The organism is Methylobacterium mesophilicum (assembly GCF_022179445.1).
Classification (GTDB): Bacteria; Pseudomonadota; Alphaproteobacteria; order Rhizobiales; family Beijerinckiaceae; genus Methylobacterium; species Methylobacterium mesophilicum.
Genome location: NZ_BPQU01000014.1, coordinates 100,588 through 122,014, shown reverse-complemented (window position 1 = coordinate 122,014; position 21,427 = coordinate 100,588). Strand labels below are relative to the sequence as shown.

General features: G+C 61.3%; 19 protein-coding genes and 3 pseudogenes. 17 read left to right on the top strand and 5 right to left on the bottom strand.

All coding sequences use genetic code 11. The annotated features are described in order from the left end of the window. Positions 1-201: 201 nt before the first annotated feature. The 6 genes from MFF40_RS15700 (at position 202) to MFF40_RS15675 (ending at position 4,297) form a co-directional block, all read left to right on the top strand. Positions 202-702 carry a YidB family protein gene (locus MFF40_RS15700; protein WP_147857294.1) on the top strand — a complete coding sequence of 167 codons (501 nt, stop codon included), beginning with the start codon at positions 202-204 and terminating at the stop codon, positions 700-702. 138 nt (positions 703-840) lie between these two features. Further along, positions 841-1,791, top strand: coding sequence for an N-acetyl-gamma-glutamyl-phosphate reductase (gene argC / locus MFF40_RS15695; RefSeq protein ID WP_238261251.1), 951 nt, complete (start codon positions 841-843; stop codon positions 1,789-1,791). 117 nt (positions 1,792-1,908) lie between these two features. Beyond that, complete coding sequence (locus MFF40_RS15690) at positions 1,909-2,451, top strand: sigma-70 family RNA polymerase sigma factor (RefSeq protein ID WP_238261249.1); 543 nt, start codon at positions 1,909-1,911, stop codon at positions 2,449-2,451. After that, positions 2,448-3,218 carry an anti-sigma factor family protein gene (locus tag MFF40_RS15685; RefSeq protein WP_238261247.1) on the top strand — a complete coding sequence of 257 codons (771 nt, stop codon included), beginning with the start codon at positions 2,448-2,450 and terminating at the stop codon, positions 3,216-3,218. Before MFF40_RS15690 ends, MFF40_RS15685 begins: the two co-directional genes overlap by 4 nt. Positions 3,219-3,302: 84 nt before the next feature. Next, complete coding sequence (locus MFF40_RS15680) at positions 3,303-3,986, top strand: helix-turn-helix transcriptional regulator (protein WP_238261246.1); 684 nt, start codon at positions 3,303-3,305, stop codon at positions 3,984-3,986. 83 nt (positions 3,987-4,069) lie between these two features. Further along, positions 4,070-4,297 carry a YjiS-like domain-containing protein gene (locus tag MFF40_RS15675; RefSeq protein WP_238261244.1) on the top strand — a complete coding sequence of 76 codons (228 nt, stop codon included), beginning with the start codon at positions 4,070-4,072 and terminating at the stop codon, positions 4,295-4,297. Positions 4,298-4,754: 457 nt separating this feature from the next. Here the strand turns inward: MFF40_RS15675 and MFF40_RS15670 are convergent, their stop codons facing one another. Next, a complete protein-coding gene (locus MFF40_RS15670; protein ID WP_238261243.1) occupies positions 4,755-5,354 on the bottom strand; it encodes an acyltransferase in 600 nt (199 codons plus the stop codon). 357 nt (positions 5,355-5,711) lie between these two features. Between MFF40_RS15670 and MFF40_RS15665 the strand changes: the two genes are divergently transcribed. Continuing rightward, positions 5,712-7,106, top strand: coding sequence for a discoidin domain-containing protein (locus MFF40_RS15665; RefSeq protein ID WP_238261242.1), 1,395 nt, complete (start codon positions 5,712-5,714; stop codon positions 7,104-7,106). A 50-nt stretch (positions 7,107-7,156) separates the two neighbouring features. On the opposite strand, the gene MFF40_RS15660 is transcribed toward MFF40_RS15665, so the two are convergent. Together MFF40_RS15660 and MFF40_RS15655 are read right to left on the bottom strand one after the other, a co-directional pair. Beyond that, a complete protein-coding gene (locus tag MFF40_RS15660; protein ID WP_238261241.1) occupies positions 7,157-9,139 on the bottom strand; it encodes a hypothetical protein in 1,983 nt (660 codons plus the stop codon). A 207-nt stretch (positions 9,140-9,346) separates the two neighbouring features. Next, positions 9,347-10,429, bottom strand: a pseudogene (locus tag MFF40_RS15655) (IS630 family transposase). Positions 10,430-10,687: 258 nt separating this feature from the next. Here MFF40_RS15655 and MFF40_RS15650 point away from each other — a divergent pair. The 7 genes from MFF40_RS15650 to MFF40_RS15620 all read left to right on the top strand — a co-directional run bounded on the left by MFF40_RS15650 (position 10,688) and on the right by MFF40_RS15620 (position 16,827). Beyond that, positions 10,688-11,437 carry a glycosyltransferase family 2 protein gene (locus MFF40_RS15650; RefSeq protein ID WP_238261240.1) on the top strand — a complete coding sequence of 250 codons (750 nt, stop codon included), beginning with the start codon at positions 10,688-10,690 and terminating at the stop codon, positions 11,435-11,437. After that, complete coding sequence (locus MFF40_RS15645) at positions 11,434-12,039, top strand: PI-PLC domain-containing protein (protein ID WP_238261239.1); 606 nt, start codon at positions 11,434-11,436, stop codon at positions 12,037-12,039. The genes MFF40_RS15650 and MFF40_RS15645 overlap by 4 nt, the downstream gene beginning before the upstream one ends. Next, entirely contained in the window at positions 12,039-12,668 is a 630-nt protein-coding gene (locus MFF40_RS15640) for an HAD family hydrolase (protein WP_238261238.1), read from the top strand. Before MFF40_RS15645 ends, MFF40_RS15640 begins: the two co-directional genes overlap by 1 nt. Continuing rightward, positions 12,665-13,396, top strand: coding sequence for a glycosyltransferase family 2 protein (locus MFF40_RS15635; protein ID WP_238261237.1), 732 nt, complete (start codon positions 12,665-12,667; stop codon positions 13,394-13,396). The genes MFF40_RS15640 and MFF40_RS15635 overlap by 4 nt, the downstream gene beginning before the upstream one ends. Then, positions 13,393-13,713 (top strand): cupin domain-containing protein, encoded by a 321-nt coding sequence (locus tag MFF40_RS15630; protein WP_238261236.1) that lies wholly within the window; start codon positions 13,393-13,395, stop codon positions 13,711-13,713. Before MFF40_RS15635 ends, MFF40_RS15630 begins: the two co-directional genes overlap by 4 nt. Before the next feature lie 275 nt (positions 13,714-13,988). Continuing rightward, positions 13,989-15,161, top strand: a complete 1,173-nt coding sequence (locus MFF40_RS15625; protein ID WP_238261234.1) for a hypothetical protein — start codon at positions 13,989-13,991, stop codon at positions 15,159-15,161. A 22-nt stretch (positions 15,162-15,183) separates the two neighbouring features. After that, on the top strand, positions 15,184-16,827 hold the full coding sequence (locus tag MFF40_RS15620) for an SGNH/GDSL hydrolase family protein (RefSeq protein WP_238261232.1): 1,644 nt from the start codon (positions 15,184-15,186) through the stop codon (positions 16,825-16,827). 189 nt (positions 16,828-17,016) lie between these two features. Here MFF40_RS15620 and MFF40_RS15615 read toward each other — a convergent pair whose 3' ends face one another. Next, the gene (locus MFF40_RS15615; RefSeq protein ID WP_238261230.1) at positions 17,017-17,370 is read right to left on the bottom strand and encodes a BON domain-containing protein; all 354 of its coding nucleotides are present in this window, start codon (positions 17,368-17,370) and stop codon (positions 17,017-17,019) included. A gap of 287 nt (positions 17,371-17,657) precedes the next feature. On the opposite strand from MFF40_RS15615, the gene MFF40_RS15610 reads away from it, so the two are divergent. The 3 genes and pseudogenes from MFF40_RS15610 to MFF40_RS15600 all read left to right on the top strand — a co-directional run. Further along, positions 17,658-19,391 carry a type I secretion system permease/ATPase gene (locus tag MFF40_RS15610; RefSeq protein ID WP_238261283.1) on the top strand — a complete coding sequence of 578 codons (1,734 nt, stop codon included), beginning with the start codon at positions 17,658-17,660 and terminating at the stop codon, positions 19,389-19,391. A gap of 5 nt (positions 19,392-19,396) precedes the next feature. Then, the gene (locus tag MFF40_RS15605; protein ID WP_378995333.1) at positions 19,397-20,704 is read left to right on the top strand and encodes an HlyD family type I secretion periplasmic adaptor subunit; all 1,308 of its coding nucleotides are present in this window, start codon (positions 19,397-19,399) and stop codon (positions 20,702-20,704) included. Between the two features lie 53 nt (positions 20,705-20,757). Further along, a pseudogene (locus tag MFF40_RS15600) lies at positions 20,758-20,853 on the top strand (IS6 family transposase); the annotation flags it as partial. A gap of 214 nt (positions 20,854-21,067) precedes the next feature. Here the strand turns inward: MFF40_RS15600 and MFF40_RS15595 are convergent. Then, positions 21,068-21,427: pseudogene (locus tag MFF40_RS15595) on the bottom strand (peptidase M10); the annotation flags it as partial.

Sequence of the window (21,427 nt, the reverse complement as noted above, 5' to 3'; positions counted from 1 at the left end):
CACGGAGACCCTCGATGATCCGCAAGCTCCTCACCATCTTCGTCCTGCCGAAGCTGATCGCCTATGTCGGCCGCCGCTTCGCCGGCCGGTCCGCCGCGCCGACCCGCCGCCCCCGCTGAGATCCGCACGACGGGCCCCGGCATCCGCCGACCGGGGCCCGCGCTTCCACGATGACGGGCGGATACGCGAGAGGACACGCCAATGAGCAAGGGTTACCCCTCGATGACCGCGCTGCTGGGCCTGCTGGCCGTGGCCGGCTACCAGAACCGCGACAAGCTCGCCGAACTGCTGAAGGGCCACGACCACGGGACCAGCCCGGCGCAGGTGCCGTCCGTGCCGAAAACGGCCCCGACGGGAACCGGGACCTCCGGGACCGGCGGGCTCGAGAATTTCTCCGGCCTCGCGGGCCTGCTGGGCGGCGCCGGGACCGCCGGCGTCGGCGGCCTGATCGCCAGCGGCCTCAGCGAACTCGTCGACCACTTCACCAAGAGCGGTCACGGCGAGACCGCCACCTCGTGGATCAACCACGGCACCAACCGCGACCTCCCCGAGGCCGACCTCGAGCGCGCCATCGGGCCCGAGACCCTGGACCACCTCACCCGTCAGACCGGCCTGAGCCGGGCGGCGCTCCTGGCGCGCCTGTCCCGCGAGCTGCCCTCGGCGATCGACCGCTACTCGCCCGACGGCCGCCTGCCGACCTGAGGCCGGAACACCACGCGCCCGCATCAACCCCGGCTGCCGCGCCGGAGGCGATGCGGGCGCCGCCGTTGACAGGCGTGCGCGCAATGGTCACCTCCAGACCCTGACGGCCAGGCGTGATTCTGGCCTGAGAGGCGGATCATGGCGAGCGAAGCAGCGACGCGGCCCATCGTGTTCATCGATGGCGAGGCCGGCACGACCGGTCTCGGCATCCGCGAGCGCCTGGAGCGCGACGGCCGCGTGACCCTGCGCAGCATCGCGCCCGAGCACCGGAAGGATCCGGAGGCGAAGCGCGCGCTGCTCGCCGAGGTCGATCTCGCGGTCCTGTGCCTGCCGGACGACGCCGCCCGCGAGACGGTGGCGCTGGCCGACAGCCTGCCGGGCGGCGGCCCGCGCATCCTCGACGCCAGCACCGCCCACCGGGTCGCCCCCGGCTGGACCTACGGCTTCCCGGAGATGACCCGGGAGCAGGGCGCCGCGGTCGCCCGCGCCCGGCGCGTGGCCAATCCCGGCTGCTACCCCACCGGCGGGATCGCGCTCCTGCGTCCCCTGGTCGAGGGCGGCCTGATCCCGGCGGATGTCCCGCTCAGCGTCAACGCGGTCAGCGGCTACAGCGGCGGCGGCAAGGGCATGATCGAGGAGTACGAGCGGGGCAGCGCGGCGCCGTTCCTGCTCTACGGCCTCGGCTTCGCCCACAAGCACGTGCCGGAATTGCAGCGCTACAGCGGGCTCACCCGGCGGCCGATCTTCGTGCCGTCGGTGGGCAATTTCCGCCAGGGCATGCTGGTGAGCGTGCCGCTCCACCTCGACGCGCTACCGGGCAAGCCCACGGCCGGCGACCTCGAGGCGGCCCTGCGCGACTGGTACGCCGGCCAGCCGCTGGTTCAGGTGCTGACCGGCGCCGAGACCGGCCAGCACCGCGAGAAGATCACCCCCGAGGATCTCAACGACACCGACCGGCTCGAACTGCGGGTGTTCGGCTCGTCCGAGCACGGCCAGGCCGTGCTGGTGGCGCGCCTCGACAACCTCGGCAAGGGCGCCTCCGGGGCGGCGGTGCAGAATCTCGGGCTGATGCTCGGGCTCGACACCTGATTTTTCGCCGACCTCGGGAATACCCGGGGCGGCCCGGCGGTTCTCATTCCGAGGCGCGGAGCTGCGGGGTGGGCGGCCGATGGCGGCGCAGGACACGGACCCGGCGGGCGGCGGCGCATGACGACGCTCGCCCGCGCGCGCTTCAGCCAGCTCGTCCTGCCCCGGCTCGATGAGGGCTACCGGCTCGCGCATTGGCTCACCGGCAACGCCACCGACGCCGAGGACGTGATGCAGGAGGCCTGCCTGCGCGCCTACCGGGCGATCGAGGCCTTCGCGGAAGGCAACGCCCGGGCGTGGTTCCTGACCATCGTCCGCAACACCGGCTATTCGTGGCTGCAGCGGCACCGGCCCCGGTCGGTGATCTTCGCCGAGGACCTCGCCCCCGAGGCCCGGGCCGCCCTGGATGTCGGGACCGTACATGCCGAGGCGCCGGAGACGCCCGAGGCGGCTCTCATCGCCCATGACGAGGCCGGCCGGCTCGGCCGGGCGATCGAGGGGCTGCCGGTCCCGTTCCGCGAGACGCTGGTGCTGCGGGAGTACCACGGCCTGAGCTACCGGGAGATCGCCGAGGTGACGGGCGCGCCGATCGGGACCGTGATGTCGCGGCTCGGGCGGGCGCGCCAGCACCTGCTCGAACGGCTCGCGAAGGACGGGCGATGACCGGCGACGACGAAACCCTCCTGCTGCTGAGCGCCTACGCCGACGGCGAGCTGTCGCCCGGCGAGGTGCTGGCCATGGAGCGCCGCCTCGCGGCCGAGCCGGACCTGCGCGCGCTGGCCGAGCGCCTGCGCGGTCTCTCGGGTGCCGTGCGGACCACGCTGGCGGAGGTGCCGACCCCCGGGACCCTGCGCGGACGGATCGTCCAGCAGGTCGGGTTCGCCGATCCGGAGCCCCGCCGCGCCTGGTTCGGGTCCTGGCCGGCGCTCGCCGCGACGCTGGTGGCGGGCCTCGCCATCGGCGCGTCGATCGGGGGCGGCCTCGTCCCGCTCGGGACCGCAGAAGCGCCCGCCCCGGCGGCCGAGGCCGTGCTCGCCGGCCATCTGCGGGGTCTCGCCGCGCCGCAGCCCTTCGATATCGCCTCCGCGGACGGGCACGTGGTCAAGCCGTGGTTCAACGGCCGCACGACCATCGCACCCGACGCCCCCGACCTGGCCGATCGGGGCTACCCCCTGGTCGGCGGCCGGGTCGACATCGTCGACGGCAAGCCGGTGCCGACCCTGGTCTACCGCCACGACCGGCACGTGATCAGCGTCACGGTGGTCCCGGCGACCGACGGCGCGCCGGCCGGCGAGGAGCGCCGCGACGGGACGTTCATCGAGCGGTGGGAGGCCGGCGATCTCAGCTACTGGGCGGTGTCGGACCTCAATGCCCGGGACCTGCGCGGCTTCGTCGAACTGTACCGCACCCGGACCGCCCGGCCGCGCTGACGAAATTTGCCCGGCCCGGGAATAAAGGCGTTGGAACTCGGGTTCTTCACCCCGTCATCCGCATCGATCCGACGGGGGCCGCGCGTGATTGCCATCTCCGACCGAGACACGCGCCCGGCCTGCGGGTTCGGCGCCCCGCGAGCCGCCCCCGACCCTGTCCCGGTGGAGGCCGCGCTCCACCTCCTGATCGAGCATTTCGAGCAGGGCGTGGCGGTGACCGACCGGTCCGGACGCGCGCTCTTCCTGAACCACGCCGCGCAGGGCCTGATCCGCAGAGGCCTGCTGCGCCTCCAGAACGGATGCCTGTGCAGCGGATCGCCCGAGCACGGCGCGGCGATCGGCCGGCTCATCGCCCGCTGCGCGGTCGGCACCGGCTGCTCCCTCCGCCTCGCAGGCGAGACCGGCACCCTCCTGATCGCCGCCTGCGCGATCCCCGGCAACGCCGTGCTCCTGCGCGTCATCGACCCCGCCTCCGCCCCGCTGCCGGACCCGAGTGTGCTGCAGGCGCAGTTCGGCTTCACCCCCGCCGAGGCGGCACTCGCCACCGACATCATGGCCGGGCACGACCTCGCGGCGAGCGCGGCCCGGCGCCGGATCACCCTGCACACGGCGCGCGCGCATCTGCGCCGTCTGTTCGAGAAGACCGGCACCAACCGGCAGGCCGAGCTGATGCGCCTGCTCCTGCTGTGTCCGCTTCCCATCCCGGCCACCGCGGAGGCAAATCCGCAGCCAAATCGATTCTCGACGCAGCATCGCTCAAATGAGTGATGCGCGAACCGTAGAATAAAACGACGCTCCCATTCGTCAAATATCGACACCACATCAATATTCACAGCGAGGGAGAGCGCGATATGCTCGTCTCGATCTTGAGATCCATTCGGGTCCGGCGCGCGGCTGCGCGGACCTACCGCGTCCTCTCGGCGCTCGACGACGATGCGCTGCGCGATGTCGGCTTGGACCGGCGTACCCTGCGCGCGTTCTGCGACGCCGGCTGCAGCCACCCGGAAGCACCCGGTACAAGAACAAGTCGGGCGCTAGTTGTGATGCAGTCTGCAATACTCAGACCGAACCTTGGCTGACAACTCCTTACGCGACAAGCGGTACAGCAACCTACAATATTGGGAGCTCGGCCCGATCGATCGAACGCCGAGCTTTCACTCGCAGTCGCTGCTTACCATTGAACGACGCTAGATATTAGATTTTACCTCGAACCCATTTGCGAACCGATCCCACAGATCATCAGGCATCGCTGAAGCGTTCCATTGAGCGAGCGTGCCCTGATTATCGAGATAATAAAATGTCCGATCGGCAACGTTAATTGCAATTCCGCGCGGACGGAGGTTTCCGGGATCGGGAGCGGATCCAGGCTCTGTTCCCCTATAAAAGCGAACAAGCGTCATCTGCTCACCGAGGTTAGTTAACCACGAACTCATTGGATATCCTCGTCAATCCGTATGAGAAGTTTCGGACAGTCCACATCCCAAACATTGATATAGCGCTCGACTGCCCCGCATTTTTGCCGACAAAAGCGAAATGTTACAGCAATTCAGTGCGCCACGTAACATTCGATCGAATTATTCTGGCTGGCACGCCTGCGGCCATGACATTGGCTGGAAACGTCCCGCGAACCAGCGAATGCGCACCGATAAAAGATCCATCACCGATCGTCGTGCCCTTTAGAACGGTCGATCGCGCGCCGATCCACACGCGATGGCCAAGCATAATCGGACGCGCATGATTGATTCGGGCGCCGGTCTCCAGATCTATTACCGAATGCATATCGCTAACAGAAACAGTGACCTCGTCCGCGATAAGACAGTTATGGCCGAAAGTAATTTCCGCAGCCTCGTGCGTAGATATCTGAGCGTTACCAACAAACGATGTAAACTCCGCTACGATTAGTTTTGTTGGAGCGACAATATGCATTCTAGCCTTTGCTAAGCGCACATAATCACCGATATGAACTACTGCATCCGATCCACAATGCAGGTGAATATCATCACTACTGGAGTTCTTGCCAATAATCACATGACAATTATCACGCTCGAAAAAAATCGTTCCATTTTGGCTCTCGAGAAAATCGTCCGACGTATCGATCTGATTATTGCGGCCAAGGTCAACGATCTTGATTGGCATGCTCGTTCGATCTCATCTTACAGAACCAGGGTTTAGCCACATTGACGACGCTGTCCCGAGGAACCGTGTGCTCGCCTCTATCGACGGCCGCCCCAATATCGCATCCATTCGAGAGCCTTGTCCATCCGACACCGCCCCCCGGATCTCCGAGCCATCACCCCTCGACCCGTATAGCAAGCTATCGTAAAGCTCCCCCCTCGGCGAGCCGAAGGCTCGGATGGGACGTTTACGCGGATGCAGACCAACCCACGACAGCGCTCGCGTTTGTCGCTAAGAGATCCACACTTGCCCTCCCTCAGAACCTAGGTCTCTGAGTGCCTTATCAGGCCTAGATCTAAAGGCATGGAACGAACGTTGATGTCCGTGGGACCCATTTACCGTCAAGATTTGATCGACCTTATGCAGGGGGGCTCGTGGCTGGCCGTCAACCAAGATGGCACCTTGCAGTCAGAAATATGCGCCACCACTTGCTGGCTGCAGATCGACCTCGGCCTTCGTTTTCCGATCCATTCTATTCAAATAAATCTGCCGAACTGGATCGCTACACAGCCGGCACTCAACGGTGATGTCGCATTCTCGGACGACGGTGAGACGTGGTCGCAGCCAGATGTTGTTCCGCAGTCCGAGGATCAGGTTGGTGCGCTGTCGCTCCGCCTTGTTCCAGGCGAGACAAGTTGGACACGCTATATCCGGCTGGCGATCGCTAAGTTAGAGCGGACCGCCAGAAGTATTGTTCACGTCTGGTGTGAGCGCGCCAGTTTTGATCTTATCGCCCTACGCAAGCTGCTCGACGCCGATTTTGACATTGTATCTGAACGCCCAGGTCTCGATGTTTATAGGGGCTACAGGCTAATCAGCGGCCCAAATCAAAAAGGCTTGTCACTCGTCGGTATCGATCTGTACGAAAACGGCGCTTTCGGGAATTTTATAATTCAATGTTTATTAGCCGTCGGCATCTGCCGCGCACTTAATCTCAAATACATTAAACTTTCGATCATGGACAGGAGCGAAGTCCTTAATTTGACGCAACAACGCGAAATCGGAGGCATCACCTTCATACCACCGACAGATGCACTTCCAGATGATGGCTATTTTTTATCTGGTATGTTTTTCGACGTTAAAGTTCAAAAATTATCGCTTGATCTTGAGCAAAAACAATCTCGCCACATTATAACGAATTATATTCGCCCATTGTTTAATCGCTTGCCAGTTAGATTTATTGAGAAACCAATCGACCAACTATTAATCCATATCCGCTCCGGGGATATTTTCAGCACGTGGGTCGCGCCTCATTACCCCCAGCCACCCCTGGCCTTCTACAAAATTGTAATCCAGCGCCTCCTGGCAGACGGACGGATATCCTCAATTAAGATGGTTTTCGAAAACCGTCTTAATCCGGTCATCACAGCGCTGGAGTCGTATATTTCCGAGATCAATATTCCACTGACAACACAGAGCGGGACGCTGGCCGATGACGTCGCGGCGTTGGCGAATGGACGCTATTTGGTGTTTGGGCTCGGCACATTCGGCCCGGGGGTGTGCCACCTCTCCGAACACGTGGAAGAGGTATTCTTCTTCGCATCTGGGTGGCCTCAGCATTTTCAGGGCATTCCGACGATCGGAAAGATCGTCGAAGTTATCGACATTGCCGGCGAATATACCAAGGTCGGAGAGTGGGATAATTCACCGGAGCGTCGCAGACTAATGATTGACTATCCAATCGAGAACCTCGCGTTTGACGATCGGATGTAATTTACGATCAACAATCGACAACCTTCGGACGGGTGTGGCGGACAGCTGGATCATAGGCGCGCCAAGAACGCTTCTTTACGGCTGCTGTCAGCCATAAGAGAAATGTCGGTTCTCAGTTCAGCCAAAATCGTTTCTTGGTTGACCGCGCCGCGGAACAAATTCCACCCGACGATGTGGCGCGAAACCGTAAATACATCGACGCTAGCCTCGAAGAGTAGCGACCGTAGCATCTGATGAGGCTCGAGGCGTTTTCTGCGAAGCTTGTTTTCAGGGTTCTCATCGTAAAAGATCTGTCGCGTGTAAGCCTCAATTTCAGAAATCCGATTCGCTGCGGATCTGTCCGCCAGAATAAAACGGTCGCCGACGCCCTCTACAACTTGTGCATAAGCATCCTGATCTACAACAGACCAGTTCACCCGACCCCTCATCTGCTGGAAGATGGAGGCAAGCGACCCGGAAACGTTACATAAGTCCGGCCTGATGAATAAGACGTGTGTTGGGGTCGATCGTGAACGATCAAGCTTCGCCAAAATCTGACCCACTGAACCGATTCTGGCTATCATTCTACCCTGATTCATTAACATTTTATTGCCATCGGACGCGTCCGATATCACTTGACCCAGCGCCCGCATGTAGGACGCCTCAGAGCGAACGTCGAAATAAGTTTCTCCTGGAAAATGGAGTGCAATCTCCCTTTCATCAATGAGATCCTTCGTCTGCTTCTGATCGAGGATCTTGCTCGCGACGCGAGGACAATGCACCTTGACGTCAGAGATCGTGCAGCAGCCAAGGCTTTTCAGCAGTTCAATGATTTCTGCTGAAAGGAACCCACCGATAGTATCGATATGATCGTCTGGCAGAAATACCTTACCTCCAGTCTCATGCCACGTGGAAACTGCGAATGTGATGTCGACCTCAGGGGCATGGGTGGAGAAATCATTCAGGATCCAGTCGCGAAGACCCGGCAGAGTAGCCTCGGGAAATCGCATTTGTCCGAACAATGCAACCAGCAGATACGGCTTCGATGGAAGGTCTCTTGTTGAAGGGGAGAACTCTCGATCTTGGAGAGCCAATCGAGTTCCGATTTCTATCTTTTCCAGCTCGGCATCCCGCCAGGCCCAAATTAGGGCTGAGTATTCACGATTGATTGGAGCAATGCGGTGGGGGGGAGGCGAGGCGGCAGACAAAGGTTGGGGCGAGAGTTTACCCTTGATGTATAAGGGGTGGAGATACGCTTTCGGTAGATCTGAATGATTTTTTTCCAACATCTCTGCTTGGGCGTTAAATCCGAATGATACCAAGAAAAAATAGGCGATCGCAAAGCCCTCGACTGAAGTCTTGAATCTCGCTTTCTCAACCACAGCTGCCAAGGACGAGAGATCGTTGAGGCGATTAAACCTATCAAACACTATATATAAAACAGTATAAATGATGTTCGGATCGGGCTCGATTTCTATATAATTTCTTACGCCGTCTTTGTCGAACGGCTTGCAGACGTTCAGCTTCTCCATCACCAATTTTATGAAGAGTATGCGCCAGATGTCCACCAGAACACCGTCATGATTTATTCGATCGAAATCCACGCGCTGAAAACGTTGAAGATCAAACCCGGCCGAAGATGTTTTATGCTCGTAGAACAGTCGCATGAGGCTTAAGTCGTCGCGCAGATCCATTTCGAGCGTCATGCGGTCAAGCAAGTGATTGATCGCATGATCATTTGTATTAGGGTAGAGGTTCACACGAAAGGTCAGTGTGAAAATATTTTGGTCTTGCGGGAATACGCCATATAGGAAGGCGAGCCTCTCAAGCTCAATCCTCGTCGGTTGTATTCCCGCTCTTAGGGCAAAGGTCCGGCATAGAGCGCGCGTAATCTTTTCGGTGGGCCGGCTGGGCATGTAACTCATACAAGCCCGAACAATTCGATGGCCAAAAACCTTTTTCGTCAAACCGGCATAATCGTACAAAGCTTTCGCAATCCATTGCGTTACATAGCTTTGGTGGGGGCTAGCGCTCGAAGGAACCCTGTCAGTCATTTCATCTCGTCACTGGCTTCAGCAGCGTTGGGGTTTACAACACGCAATCGCTGCGATCCAGGATGATGCGCGATGGGTCCGCCGGCCTAGTTAGAGTTCGCCCCGACTCGGGACGAAGCTTGCGCGCTTGGCGATCGTCAAATGAGGCGGCGCTGGACGAACCGCACCGTCCATGCCCTGGCGATTTGGGTAGCGCCTCCTCGGTGTTTAGTGCTTCGAGTCTAACGCTTGATGCACGCGTTTGGCGGCTTGGATGATGCAATCCGGGTCTGCGGTCCAGACGAAGAGTTTTGGGTTGCCGTTGCTCTCGGCGATGAAGCGTTTGATGGCGGCCTGAACCTCGACGAGAGAGCCAAACACACCCTGTCGCAGCCGTCAGTTTGCAATTTTGGCAAAGAAGCCCTCGACGGCATTGAGCCAGGAGGCGGAGGTGGGGGCGAAGTAGAAGGTCCGGCGCGGGTGGCGGTCGAGCCAGGCGCGGACCTTCGGGTGCTTGTGGACGGCATAGTTGTCCAAGATCGCGTGGACGACCTTTCCAGCGGGGACCGCCGCCTCGACCGCGTCTCGACAAGCGGATGAACTCCTGCTGCCGGTGGCGCTGCATGCACCGGCCGATCACCTTGCCCTCCAGAACGTCCAGAGCGGCAAACAATGGTCGTGGTGTCGTCGCGCTTGTAGTCGTGGGTGCGCGTCGTGGGCGGACCCGGCTTCATCGGCAACGGGTCCTGCGTTCGGGCGAGCGCCTGGATCTTCGACTTCTCGTCGACCGAGAGGATGACGGCATGAGCGGGCGGATCGACGTAGAGCCCGGCGACGTCGCGCAATTTGGCGGCGAAGGTCGGGTCGGTGGAGAGCTTGAACTGCTGGACCCGATGCGGCTGTAGGCCGTGCCCCCGCCAGATCCGCTGCACCGACGAGACGCTGATGGATACGGCCTTGCTCATGGCGGCGGCCGTCCAATGCGTGGTCTCGCCGGGTGGTTCTCCTTGCGTCAGAGCCACCACGCGCGCCGCCACCTCCGGCCTCAGCGGCAGGATGCGCGCCGGCCGTGTCTTTTCCGGAAGGAGGCCGTCGACGCCTTCCCGCGCGAAGCGGTCCTGCCAGCGCCAGACCACCGTCTTGGACACGCCAGCCTCACGCATGAATCGCGTGCGTCCCGAGCCCATTGGCACTCAGCAGCGCGACGCGGGCGCGCCAGACGTGCTTCTGCGACGTATCTCGGTCCGCCACGAGGGCTTCGAGCCGAAGGCCATCCGAGACGGGAAGCGTGAAGGAGATGCCGCTGCGCATCCCGCTAGACTCGCAGGACACAGCCCAAACCGAAACCCGGGGCGGACTCAACCGTCAGGTGTTGACCACTAGCCGCCCCTTGGATGGACGTGCTAGCCGATCGGTTCATCCCTATGCCTGCCTTTGAAGTTCGTTCAAAAAACTCGGCGGTAATCCGTTCCGGGACCACGGAGCCGGATCAGCCGCCTGAGTCACCTTGAGCCGCGCCGGCAGATCGCTTATGGGTCCCGTAACACTCATGCCTCCGCCGGCCGCATCATGCTCGATATCGTTATACCGATGGCTGGACGAGGCAGCCGGTTCTCGTCCGTTGGTTATACTCAGCCCAAGCCGCTAATTCCGATCTATGAAACCCCTATGATCAAAGTGGTCATCGACAACCTGCGTCCGACGCGGGCTCATCGCTTCATCTTCATCTGTCAACGCGAACACGTGGAAGAGTACGGCTTAAAGCAGAAACTGACCGCTTGGGCGCCGAACGCTGAACTTGTCGAGATTGATGGCATTACCGAGGGCGCGGCCTGCACCGTCCTCCTCGCAGAGCGGCATATTTCAAATAATCCTCTGATGATCGCTAATAGCGATCAGTTCGTCGACTGCTCGATTGAAGACTACCTTAGCAGGACCGATGCCCCCCAGGTCGACGGTCTCATCATGACTATGACGGCGCATGATCCGAAATGGTCATTCGTAGGTTTAGATGGCACGGGTTGGGTGACCCGCGTTGTCGAGAAGCAGCCAATTTCCGATGAGGCTACCGTCGGAATATACAATTTTCGGCGGGGCCTGGATTTCGTCAGAGCGGCAAAACGCATGATCGCTGCCGATAAACGCGTCAATGGTGAGTTTTACGTCGCTCCTGTCTACGAAGAGTTGATAGAAGCTGGCGCTCGGATTGGCTTCATGAATATCGGACGGGAGGCCGACGGGATGTACGGCCTAGGCACCCCAAGCGATCTAGACTTGTTCCTGAGCTTGCCAATCTCGCGGAAAGCCGCCGCCGCATGAGGATCATCAGCCATCGCGGCTGGTGGCATCAGCCGGTTGAGAAAAATTCCACCCTGGCGTTTCAGCGCTCGATCGCCGCCGGCTTCGGGACCGAGACCGACGTCCGCGATAGGTCCGGCGGTCTTGTCGTATCGCACGACCCCCCTGAGGGCGACGCTCTACCCTGGGGGGAGCTGCTCGACCTATTCTCTGGGACGGGCCTACAGCTCGCCGTCAACATCAAGGCCGACGGTCTCGCGCTTTCTCTCGCAAAAGCGTTCGAAAGTAGGGACATCTCCTGGTTCGCGTTCGACATGTCCATTCCGGAGATGATCAGGTACGCGGGCGCTGGCCTACCGTTCTACACGCGCCATAGCGACGTCGAACCGGAGCCGATCCTGTACAGGGAGGCACTCGGGGTCTGGCTCGACGGTTTCCGCGCTGACTGGTTCGGGAAGCACGTAATCGAGAGGCATCTCGCGGCTGGCAAGGCCGTCTGCGTTGTATCTCCTGAGCTGCACGGGCGCGATCCGCGCAACGTTTGGGATTGGTTGCTGGAGATGCCAGGCGCCATCACTCTATGCACGGATTATCCCGGACGCGCCAGACTGATGCTTAGCTGATGATCAAGGCTATTATATTCGATATGGACGGTGTCCTGATCGACGCTCGGGATTGGCATTACGAAGCACTAAATCGTGCCCTCCGCTTATTCGGAATGGAGATCAGTCGGGCAGATCATCTAACGACATTCGATGGTCTACCGACACGGCGGAAGCTTGAAATGCTTACGGCTACAGAGAATTTACCTGGCGGCCTGCACGGGTTTCTCAACAAGCTGAAGCAGTCTTATACGTTAGAGATTATCAGTACGCGGTGCCGGCCGACCTTTGCCCACGAGTTCGCGCTCGCTCGCCTCAAAGCGCGCGGCGTCAAACTCGCCGTGGCTTCAAATTCGGTCCGAGATTCTGTCACAATGATGATGAACCGCGCTAACCTCAGCGTGCACCTGGATCTGATGCTGTCGAACGAAGACGTGTCGAAGGCGAAGCCAGATCCCGAGATCTACCGGACCGCCATGGAGCGCCTCGGCGTATTGCCTGAAGAGACCCTTATCCTGGAGGACAACGAGCACGGCATTCGGGCGGCCCGGCAATCGGGGGCTCACCTGCTCGTGGTCCAGACGCCAGCCGACGTCACACTAGCGAATGTAGACCAGCGGATTGCAGAGATCGAAGCAGCGGCGCCATGAACATCCTCATTCTCGCCGCGGGCGCAAGCGCGCAGACGGAGGACGATCCCTATCCGGTCTGGCTGTCCGAGATTGATGGCCAGCTGATGTTGGAGCGGCAGATCAATGCGCTCGCACCGCTTAATCCCAACCGCTACATCGTCTGCGTCCGCGCCGGCGACAATGCGCGGCATCATGTCCAAGACATCGTCCGCCTGATCTCGCCGAATGCAGACATCCTCGAGATCAAGCGACCGACTGCAGGCGCCGGTTGCACTGCACTGCTGGCAATCGATAGGATCCGGGCAGACGAAGAGCTGGTTATCTTGAACGCGACGGATCAGATCAATGTCGATTTTGTCGATATCGTCGAGCAATTTCGTGGGAGTTCTGCCGATGGTGGGCTGCTCACCTTCGAGTCTTTGCACCCTCGCTACTCGTTCGTGCGCCTTGACGAGGAAAGCCGGGTCATCGAGATTGCGGAGAAGCGGCCGATTAGTCGACAGGCCAACGCCGGGTTCTACTGGCTGCGCAAGGCGGGAGATTTCTTCGACGCCCTGCAGACGATGGTCTTGAAAGATGCGCACGTGAACGGCCTGTTCTACGTGGCACCGGCGCTAAACGAGCTCATCCTTCAGCAGAAAACAATTCGGACAATCAGACTGTCGAAGGATGCCTACATGCCAATCAAGTCAGCGCGGCAACTTAACAACTACGAGCATTTGACCGAAGGTGGATCCACATCATGAAACATCACCGTCTCGCGGACATGAAGGGTGGCTGGTTCATGGGGGATTTTGTTCCTTGTGCCGAGCGCAACACAGACGCTGAGGTTGGGTTAAAGCGGTATCCGGCGGGTGCGCGGGAGGACAAGCATTTTCATAAGGTTGCGACCGAGCTGACGCTTGTGGTGTCCGGAACGGTTCGAATGTTCGATCAAGTTTGGCACGCCGGTGACATCATCACAGCGGAACCAGGCGACGCCACCGCCTTCGAGGCGCTGTCTGACGCGGTCACGGTTGTAGTAAAAACGCCGTCCGTTCCGTCCGACAAGTACCTTCCTTAAATTCTCGCCTATCTACCCTCCGCATTCCCGAGACCGACCGCTCGTATTTCGAGGCCTTGCCCGCGAAAGCTGCCGCGAGCGCATTTGTGTTTCGCGACGAGCAAGCTGCAGCCGCTCCCCTTGCGTGCGGCAGTCGATTGCCGTGATGTTGCCGAATATACGACAGTCGGGGCAAGCCTTGAGCCGGTTTACAGGAGATCAAGTTGGTTAGGAATGCCGAAGCGCCCGAGGCACTCTGCGTCAACGCCTATGCAATGCATCGTGCAGAGGTGTTGATGAGGCAGCGGCGGACGCTGCGCGGGCGCCGCAAGACGCTGGTCAGCTTTGCCACAAAATATCATTACGTGGAGAGTCAGCGCCGACTGGTAGCAGCAGCTGCAGCCACAGGGGATTTCGATACGATTGAGAGCTGGTCACCCGACCGATTGCGCCAGACGGCTTACTATCGGATGCACGAAGATATTCTAGACCGGTCCCGGGGCGCCGGGAATTGGGCCTGGAAGCCCTACATTATCGCAGAGGCGGTCTCGCACAGTTGCGACGGCGACTTCATCGTGTTCACCGATACTGGCATGCAGGCGATCGACGCCGATCCCCTGCCGCCGGTCACGCCGCTCCTGGCCTGGCTCGCCGGGTCCGGACGCCGGGTCGCGGTCGGCGTACTCCACGGCAAGCCGCAGCGGGCCTGGACCAAGCGTGACTGCTTCGTGCTCATGGACTGCGACACGGAGCGCTACTGGAATGCCGACCAGATCCAGGCAACTTGGGTCGCGTTTATGGTCAGCCCTGAGACCCGCCACCTCGTCACCGAATGGTTGCGCTATGCCGGCGACGAACGGATCGTCACCGACATCCCCAACCGGATGGACCTGCCGGATTTGGATGGCTTCGTCGACCACCGCTTCGACCAGAGCATCCTGTCGAACCTGATCTACAAGCTCGACTTGGAGATCCCACCCCTCCGGGAGGCCTCGAAGAAGATCAAAACTCTGATCGGGGAGTTGGAGACGGACACGCTGGTATCGGCGCGGCCGTCCGAGAATATTGCGCTCGGCAAGACCTGGCGCGCCAGCTCCGCCTCACATTGGTCCGGCACGGCGGGGATCTACGGTGAGCATACGACCGGCGACACGTCGTTCTTCTTCCATACGGGCCTCGACCAGAATCCATGGTTCGTGCTGGACCTCGGCGCGGTCGAGAGCGTCTCCGAGATCCGTATCTACAACCGCTGGGGGCAGCCCAGCGAACGGGCGCAGCTGATGCGCGTCTGGCTTGGCGAGACCGAGCAGGATTATCGCCTCGTCTTCGATGCGGTCGACGCCTATTGCCATCCCGGACTCCCCCTCCATCTGCGCTTCGATAACGCTCGCTTCCGTTACCTCAAGGTCGATCTCGTCGAGGAGCAGTACCTGCACCTCGCCGGCATTGAGGTTTTCGCGGCGCACTGAAGCCCATTTAGATCGCAACGGCATGAGCACCCAGAACAAGCCACTGTTCCCGTTCGGTCCCATTATTTTTATCGGCGATTCTGTGACTGCGGGGTGGACTTCCCACAACCCGAATCTATTCACGGGACCTATGGCGGTCGGCCGCGGAATTGCCGGGCAGTCCACTCGAGACGCTGCCCGCCGCCTCCGTTCGGAAATCGCTCTCTACGGTGGAAAGGGTTTGCACCTGATCTGCGGCCGCGACGACATCCTGGACCGCGATCGAGCGCCAACGCTAGACGGGATCGTAGCCAACATTGTCGCGATTCTAGATGATACGCGCGACCTCTACGTGCGGACCTGGGTCGGTTCGATCCCCCCGGTGGACCCCGATGCACCCGCGGTGGCCGGATTGCCGCTCGCGCTGATCAAAGGGGTGAACGCGTGGCTTCGCGATCACCTGCATGAGTACGGCGCTCACTTCATTGACTACGATCCCATCTTGGCCACCGAGACGGGAGTGCTCAAGCCCGGCTTCAGTGACGACGGTGTCCAGCTGAATGCTGCCGGCTACGCTACCCTAGAAGAGGCGACGCTGGCGGTTCTAACCGTTCCTGACCTGGAGCCAATCTGGCCGCCTCCGGAAAGCGAGGATGCTGCGCGGCGGCGCAAATTCCTGCACCATTTCGGTTACCTCGACTCGAACACGCGGTATCCCAGCACCTTCATCCAGTTCGCCGGCAAGCCAGGAGCGAGCCATTACGGCGTGCCTTTCGATGCCCACGGATTCTTGAATGCGGCTCCAATCGTGGAACGCAAACCGAGCAGCGAAACCCGGATCCTCGTGGTCGGCGACTCGACCACGATAGACGGTGGCGACATCGTCAACACCCTGCCGGGGCGGATCGAACGGATCTTGCGGGCAAACGGTCTCGCCAGCGCGAAGGTCTACAATTTCGGGGTGATGTCCAGTTGTCTCACGCAAATGACGCACCTGATCTGGTCGCGTCTGGTAAATTACAACCCGGACGCAATCATCGTTGTCAGTGGTAGCACCGACCTCTTCCAGCCCTGGACCTACGATCCGCGGCCTGGCTACCCATACAATGCCTTCATCACCGAGCGGCTCTACGACCATTTCTTTGACACGCACGATCCCCGTGCGCGCGAAGATGGCCTATCCTACGACGCGCTGATCAGTCTTATCTACGGGGAGCTGAAACGGTTGCGGGCGGAGGTGGGCTGGCAGACGCCCGGTTGGGAGGACGCGGTGATCCACCACTACCAGCTCGCCGCGCACCGCTTGACCAAGCTATCCCACGACCACGCCGTGCCGATCTTGAGCGTCCTGCAGCCCACGGTGCTGCGCAAGCGCCACCTCACCGAGGTGGAGCGAAGCGTCGCTTCGGGATCATTTCTGGCCTATCTCGATCGCCAATACAGCAAACTGGAAGCGTTCACCGCCGAACTCGCTGCGCGACGGCCGTATCGCAGCACCTTCATGGCACTCGACCTCAGCAGCATCTTTCGCGATCGGGAAGAGGGGACCTTCTACGACATCGTCCACTACGACGATCCGGCCCGCGAGATCGTCGCCGCGCGGCTCGCCGCTGAGGTGGCGAAGGTGCTCGACCGGCCCCGCACGCCGTTCCAGCAGGTGTGGCACTGGCTGGACGGAAGGCGATAGGCCGCCTTACCCCCTGCAGCGTCGTCCGCTTCACCGGGTGCGTAAAGATGACCAACAACCATGGCACGAGCTCGTGTTCAACCTCGATCGAGAGCAGCACTTCGAGGTGGAGTGCGTAAGGAAGGGTGAGGCGGAAGCCGCAGCGGGCATCCTCCATGGTGGTCGGCCTGTCGCCCAGGACCGCCGCAATCACGTCGGGCCGGTGGACGCCCACGGTATCCGCTCAAACGCGCCGCCGACCTCGGCGACGAGCGTCGCCTTGGCCCGGCTCGCCGAGACCACCCAGCCGGACAGCACCACCTGCCCGTCCTGGATCTCGGCCCAGACCCGGTCCGGGGGCGTTTCAAGGTTCGCCCGGGCGAAGGAATCCGGCAATTCGCCGTCGAGCTCGGCGATCGTGCAGCCGACCTCGTAATTCTCGAAGCAGCGCCCTTTTCCGAAGATCTGGGCGAACTGCTTCTGGTACTGAGCGATCCGGGCCTTCCTGATGTCCTCGGGCAGGCCTGACCAATGGAGCAAGCCGCGGAGGCGTGCGAACTTCATTGAACCTGTCGAGCCGTTGCAGGAAGTGACCGACCTGTTAAGCGGGCGTTAATATTTTGCTTGGACACATATTTACTGCATCCGCAGTCATACTAATCGGAATAGAAGAGCCGGTGCCAAGTGGTCGCCGTCCAGAGTGTGTAGGAGTTGAGCCTCTCGCACCAGTTTTGCGCGTTCTGAGCCACTCAAAGCACAGCCTTAAGTGATTGATTTACCTTGGCCCGAGCCCAGGATTGTGGAAAGACGACGTGCAGCCATCAGCATCCGCCGCCTCGAAGCCTTCTCCGGTGAGCTTTTTGTTGGTCGTGCGCGGCTGCCGGGGCGCTGTGATCGGGCTGTTCCTGTTCAGCGCTCTGATTAACGTCCTTTACCTTACCGGCTCGTTCTACATGCTCCAGGTTTACGACCGGGTCCTCCCGAGCCGGAGCGTGCCGACCCTGATCGCCCTTTCGGCTTTGGCCGCTGTTCTCTATGGGAGTCAAGCGGCGCTCGACTTTTGCCGCCAGCGCGTGCTCGCGCGCATGGCTCGGTCGTTGGATGAACATTTAAGCCCGCGGGTGTTCACCCTTGTAACCCGTCTGCCCTTGATGGGGCGGGGGGGAGGCGCGGGCCTGCAGCCCTTGCGCGATCTTGATCAGGTGCGGAGCTTCCTCGCCGGAGGCGGGCCGCTAGCCTTTTTTGATCTGCCTTGGATGCCGTTCTATTTGGCGATCTGCTTCCTGTTCCATCCTTTGATCGGCCTTGCCGCTTCGGCGGGAGCCCTTGTGCTGGTACTATTGACGATCTGCACCGAAGCGTTCACTCGCAGGCCCGTCAAGGCTGCGGCCCTGCATGGGGCAACGCGCATGGGCCTTGCGGAAGCGAGCCGGCGCAACGCCGAGGTCGTCGCCGCCATGGGCATGGGCGGGCGCTTGAGCGCGCGCTGGAGTGCGGTCAACCAGCAGCATCTGGATGCACACGAACGTGCAGGCGACGTTGCGGGTGGGCTCGGTGGCGCGTCCAAGGTGGCGCGTATGGCCTTGCAATCAGGCGTGCTCGGTCTTGGGGCTTATCTTGTCATCCATGGCGAGGCGAGCAGCGGCATCATCATCGCGGGCTCGATCCTGTCCGCCCGCGCTCTGGCGCCGGTTGAGCTGGCGATCGCGCACTGGAAGGCGTTTGCCGGCGCTCGTCAAAGCTGGGCGCGTTTGCGCGAACTTTTCGCGGCCGTTCCCGAGACCGCCGAGCCGCTGCCCTTGCGCCCGCCCGCGTCGACGCTGTCGGTCGAGGCGCTCAGCGTGGTGCCACCCGGCGATCAGCGGCTTGTCGTCAGGGACCTGTCATTTGCCCTGCGAAGCGGCAGCGCGCTGGGCGTCATCGGCCCGAGCGCGTCGGGCAAATCGTCGCTGGCGCGAGCGTTAGTGGGCGTGTGGCGGCCGGCGCGCGGCAGCGTGCGGCTCGACGGAGCGGCGCTGGATCAATGGTCGCCCGAAGCTTTGGGTCGGCATGTCGGCTATCTGCCGCAGGATATCGAACTGTTTGACGGCACGATCGGGCAGAACATCGCCCGATTTGAACCCGACGCCGATCCTGAGACGATCATCCGGGCCGCCGAGCAGGCGGGGGTGCATCAGCTGATTGTGCGTCTCTTACAGGGCTACGACACGCGTGTCGGCGAGGGCGGCATGGCGCTGTCGGGCGGACAACGACAGCGCATTGGCCTAGCTCGGGCCCTGTATGGCGATCCGTTCCTTGTGGTGCTGGACGAGCCCAACTCAAACCTAGACAGCGAAGGCGAACAAGCGCTGACGCAGGCGATCGCGAATGTGCGGGCGCGCAATGGGATTGCGGTGATCGTAGCGCATCGGCCGAGCGCCTTGGCGGCCGTCGACCAGGTGCTTGTGATGGGCGGCGGCGAAGCCAAGGCGTTGGGACCCAAGGAGCAGATCATGCGTCCGGCCGCGCAGGCGGTGGTGCCGGCGGGCATGCCGGCGCCGGGTGGGCCTGTGCGTCCCGCAGCCGCAGCGGCCGGAGCGGTCTGATCAACATGCAACCCAACAGCAGAACCTATCGCTCGATGCACCGCTCGCTGATGGGCGGGGCGGCGGTCGCCGGCCTTTTAACTTTTGGTATCGGGGGCTGGGCGGCGACTGCGGAACTGTCCGGTGCCGTGATCGCGCCGGGATCGCTGGTTGTGGACTCGAACGTGAAGAAGGTTCAGCACCCGACCGGCGGCGTGGTGAGTGAAATCAAGGTGCGCGAGGGGGATCCCGTCAAAGCCGGCGACGTGGTGGTGCGCCTCGACGACACGCAAACCCGCGCCAATCTGACGATTGTCACAAAAAGTTTAGACGAACTCGCGGCCAAGCAGGCCCGCGACGAAGCCGAGCAGGACGGAACCGAGCGGATCGTGTTTCCGGCCGATCTTTTGGCACGAACAAAGGATCCCGAGGTGGCCCGGGTGGTCCAGGGCGAGCAAAAGCTATTTGGAATCCGCCGTGCGGCACGGGACGGTCAGAGCGCGCAGTTCAAGGAGCGCATCGCTCAGCTCCGCGAACAAATCTCGGGTCTCACCGACCAGCTAGCGGCCAAGAAGCGCGAACTCGCGCTCGTGTTCGAGGAGCTGAAGGGCGTTCGCGAGCTTTGGCAGAAGAATCTGATCTCAATCGGGCGGATGACGGCTCTGGAACGCGATGCGGCTCGGATCGAGGGTGAGCGGGGCACGCTTATGTCCAGCATCGCTCAAACCAAAGGCAGGATCAGCGAAACTGAGCTCCAGGTCCTGCAGATCGACCAGGACCTACGAACGGAGGTCGGCAAGGACCTGGCCGAGATCCGGGCCAAAACCTCGGAGCTGATTGAAAAAAAGGTCGCGGCCGAAGACCAGCTCAAGCGCGTGGACATTCGCGCGCCCCAGAGCGGAAAGGTGCACCAGCTCAACGTTCACACCGTGGGGGGCGTCATCACGCCAGGGGCTGAGCCAATCATGCTGATCGTGCCAGAGGCGGATGCGCTAACGGTTGAAGCCAAGATCCAGCCGCAAGACATCGACCAGGTGCGGATCGGGCAGAAGGCGGTGCTCCGCTTCTCCGCTTTCAACCAGCGCACCACGCCAGAGTTGACCGGCGAAGTGAGCCGGGTGTCGGCCGATGTCAGCCAGGACGCCAAGTCGGGAGCGGCGTTCTACACGATCCGCATGAGCGTTCCGGCGTCGGAACTCGACCGTCTCAAAGGACTGAAGCTTGTGCCCGGCATGCCGGTTGAGAGCTTCATCCAAACCGGTGACCGCACCGCCATCTCATACCTGACCAAGCCGTTGCAGGATCAGGTCGCGAAAGCGTGGCGGGAGAAATGAGCGCCTCGGCGGGGCTCGATGATTCAGGCCGGGATGAGTAGAGCCCGCACAAGAACAACCGGGCCGAGAACTCCCACCAGGCGGTGAGGCACGAACGGAAGATGCAACGTTTCAGATCGGCTCGATCAGCCCAGCGTTTTTTTCTCATCATCGCGGTTTCACGTCCCCTCTCGGCGCAACGAGCGACCGCACGCTCGACCTGATCGGCTCAGCCGCAGACGCGATTACCCCACCCACGGTGCGTTCCGGGCTGCATAGTCATGAACTACGCACGGTCCCGGTGCATCCTAAAATCGGACGAGAGGCGAGGCGTTCCGACCATGGCGGCCCTGCCTCTACAGAGCCGCCCAGCTTGGTTGCCGCTTACACTAGGTGGAAGTCGGACGCAGTCAATTGAGCCTTGGTGACACCCTGTAGCGTCACCGAGTTGTTGGCGTCCAGAACAATGGTGACGTTTCCGTTCACGTCAGCGGCGTGGCTCAGGATGTCCGCTGGGCTGGAGAACACGGTGTGATCAAACCACAGCCCGTCCTGCTTGACGTCGAACCCTGAAATCACGTCCTTGCCGAAGTTGGCGTGGAACACGAAGTTGTCCACGCCCGCGCTGGCCACGAATTTGTCAGTGCCGGTCGAGCCTACATCGATCGCGTTTGGAATGCTTGCAACTCCGATCTGGCCGTCGTTGTTCAGATCCTGTGCGAAGCTCTTTTCCAGCCGGAGCAG

Coding starts and splice junctions, on each gene's coding strand:
- MFF40_RS15700 (WP_147857294.1), top strand. CDS start 202: ATGAGCAAGGGTTACCCCTCGATGACCGCGCTGCTGGGCCTGCTGGCC.
- argC (WP_238261251.1), top strand. CDS start 841: ATGGCGAGCGAAGCAGCGACGCGGCCCATCGTGTTCATCGATGGCGAG.
- MFF40_RS15690 (WP_238261249.1), top strand. CDS start 1,909: ATGACGACGCTCGCCCGCGCGCGCTTCAGCCAGCTCGTCCTGCCCCGG.
- MFF40_RS15685 (WP_238261247.1), top strand. CDS start 2,448: ATGACCGGCGACGACGAAACCCTCCTGCTGCTGAGCGCCTACGCCGAC.
- MFF40_RS15675 (WP_238261244.1), top strand. CDS start 4,070: ATGCTCGTCTCGATCTTGAGATCCATTCGGGTCCGGCGCGCGGCTGCG.
- MFF40_RS15670 (WP_238261243.1), bottom strand. CDS start 5,354: ATGCCAATCAAGATCGTTGACCTTGGCCGCAATAATCAGATCGATACG.
- MFF40_RS15665 (WP_238261242.1), top strand. CDS start 5,712: ATGTCCGTGGGACCCATTTACCGTCAAGATTTGATCGACCTTATGCAG.
- MFF40_RS15660 (WP_238261241.1), bottom strand. CDS start 9,139: ATGACTGACAGGGTTCCTTCGAGCGCTAGCCCCCACCAAAGCTATGTA.
- MFF40_RS15650 (WP_238261240.1), top strand. CDS start 10,688: ATGCTCGATATCGTTATACCGATGGCTGGACGAGGCAGCCGGTTCTCG.
- MFF40_RS15645 (WP_238261239.1), top strand. CDS start 11,434: ATGAGGATCATCAGCCATCGCGGCTGGTGGCATCAGCCGGTTGAGAAA.
- MFF40_RS15640 (WP_238261238.1), top strand. CDS start 12,039: ATGATCAAGGCTATTATATTCGATATGGACGGTGTCCTGATCGACGCT.
- MFF40_RS15635 (WP_238261237.1), top strand. CDS start 12,665: ATGAACATCCTCATTCTCGCCGCGGGCGCAAGCGCGCAGACGGAGGAC.
- MFF40_RS15630 (WP_238261236.1), top strand. CDS start 13,393: ATGAAACATCACCGTCTCGCGGACATGAAGGGTGGCTGGTTCATGGGG.
- MFF40_RS15625 (WP_238261234.1), top strand. CDS start 13,989: ATGAGGCAGCGGCGGACGCTGCGCGGGCGCCGCAAGACGCTGGTCAGC.
- MFF40_RS15620 (WP_238261232.1), top strand. CDS start 15,184: ATGAGCACCCAGAACAAGCCACTGTTCCCGTTCGGTCCCATTATTTTT.
- MFF40_RS15615 (WP_238261230.1), bottom strand. CDS start 17,370: ATGAAGTTCGCACGCCTCCGCGGCTTGCTCCATTGGTCAGGCCTGCCC.
- MFF40_RS15605 (WP_378995333.1), top strand. CDS start 19,397: ATGCAACCCAACAGCAGAACCTATCGCTCGATGCACCGCTCGCTGATG.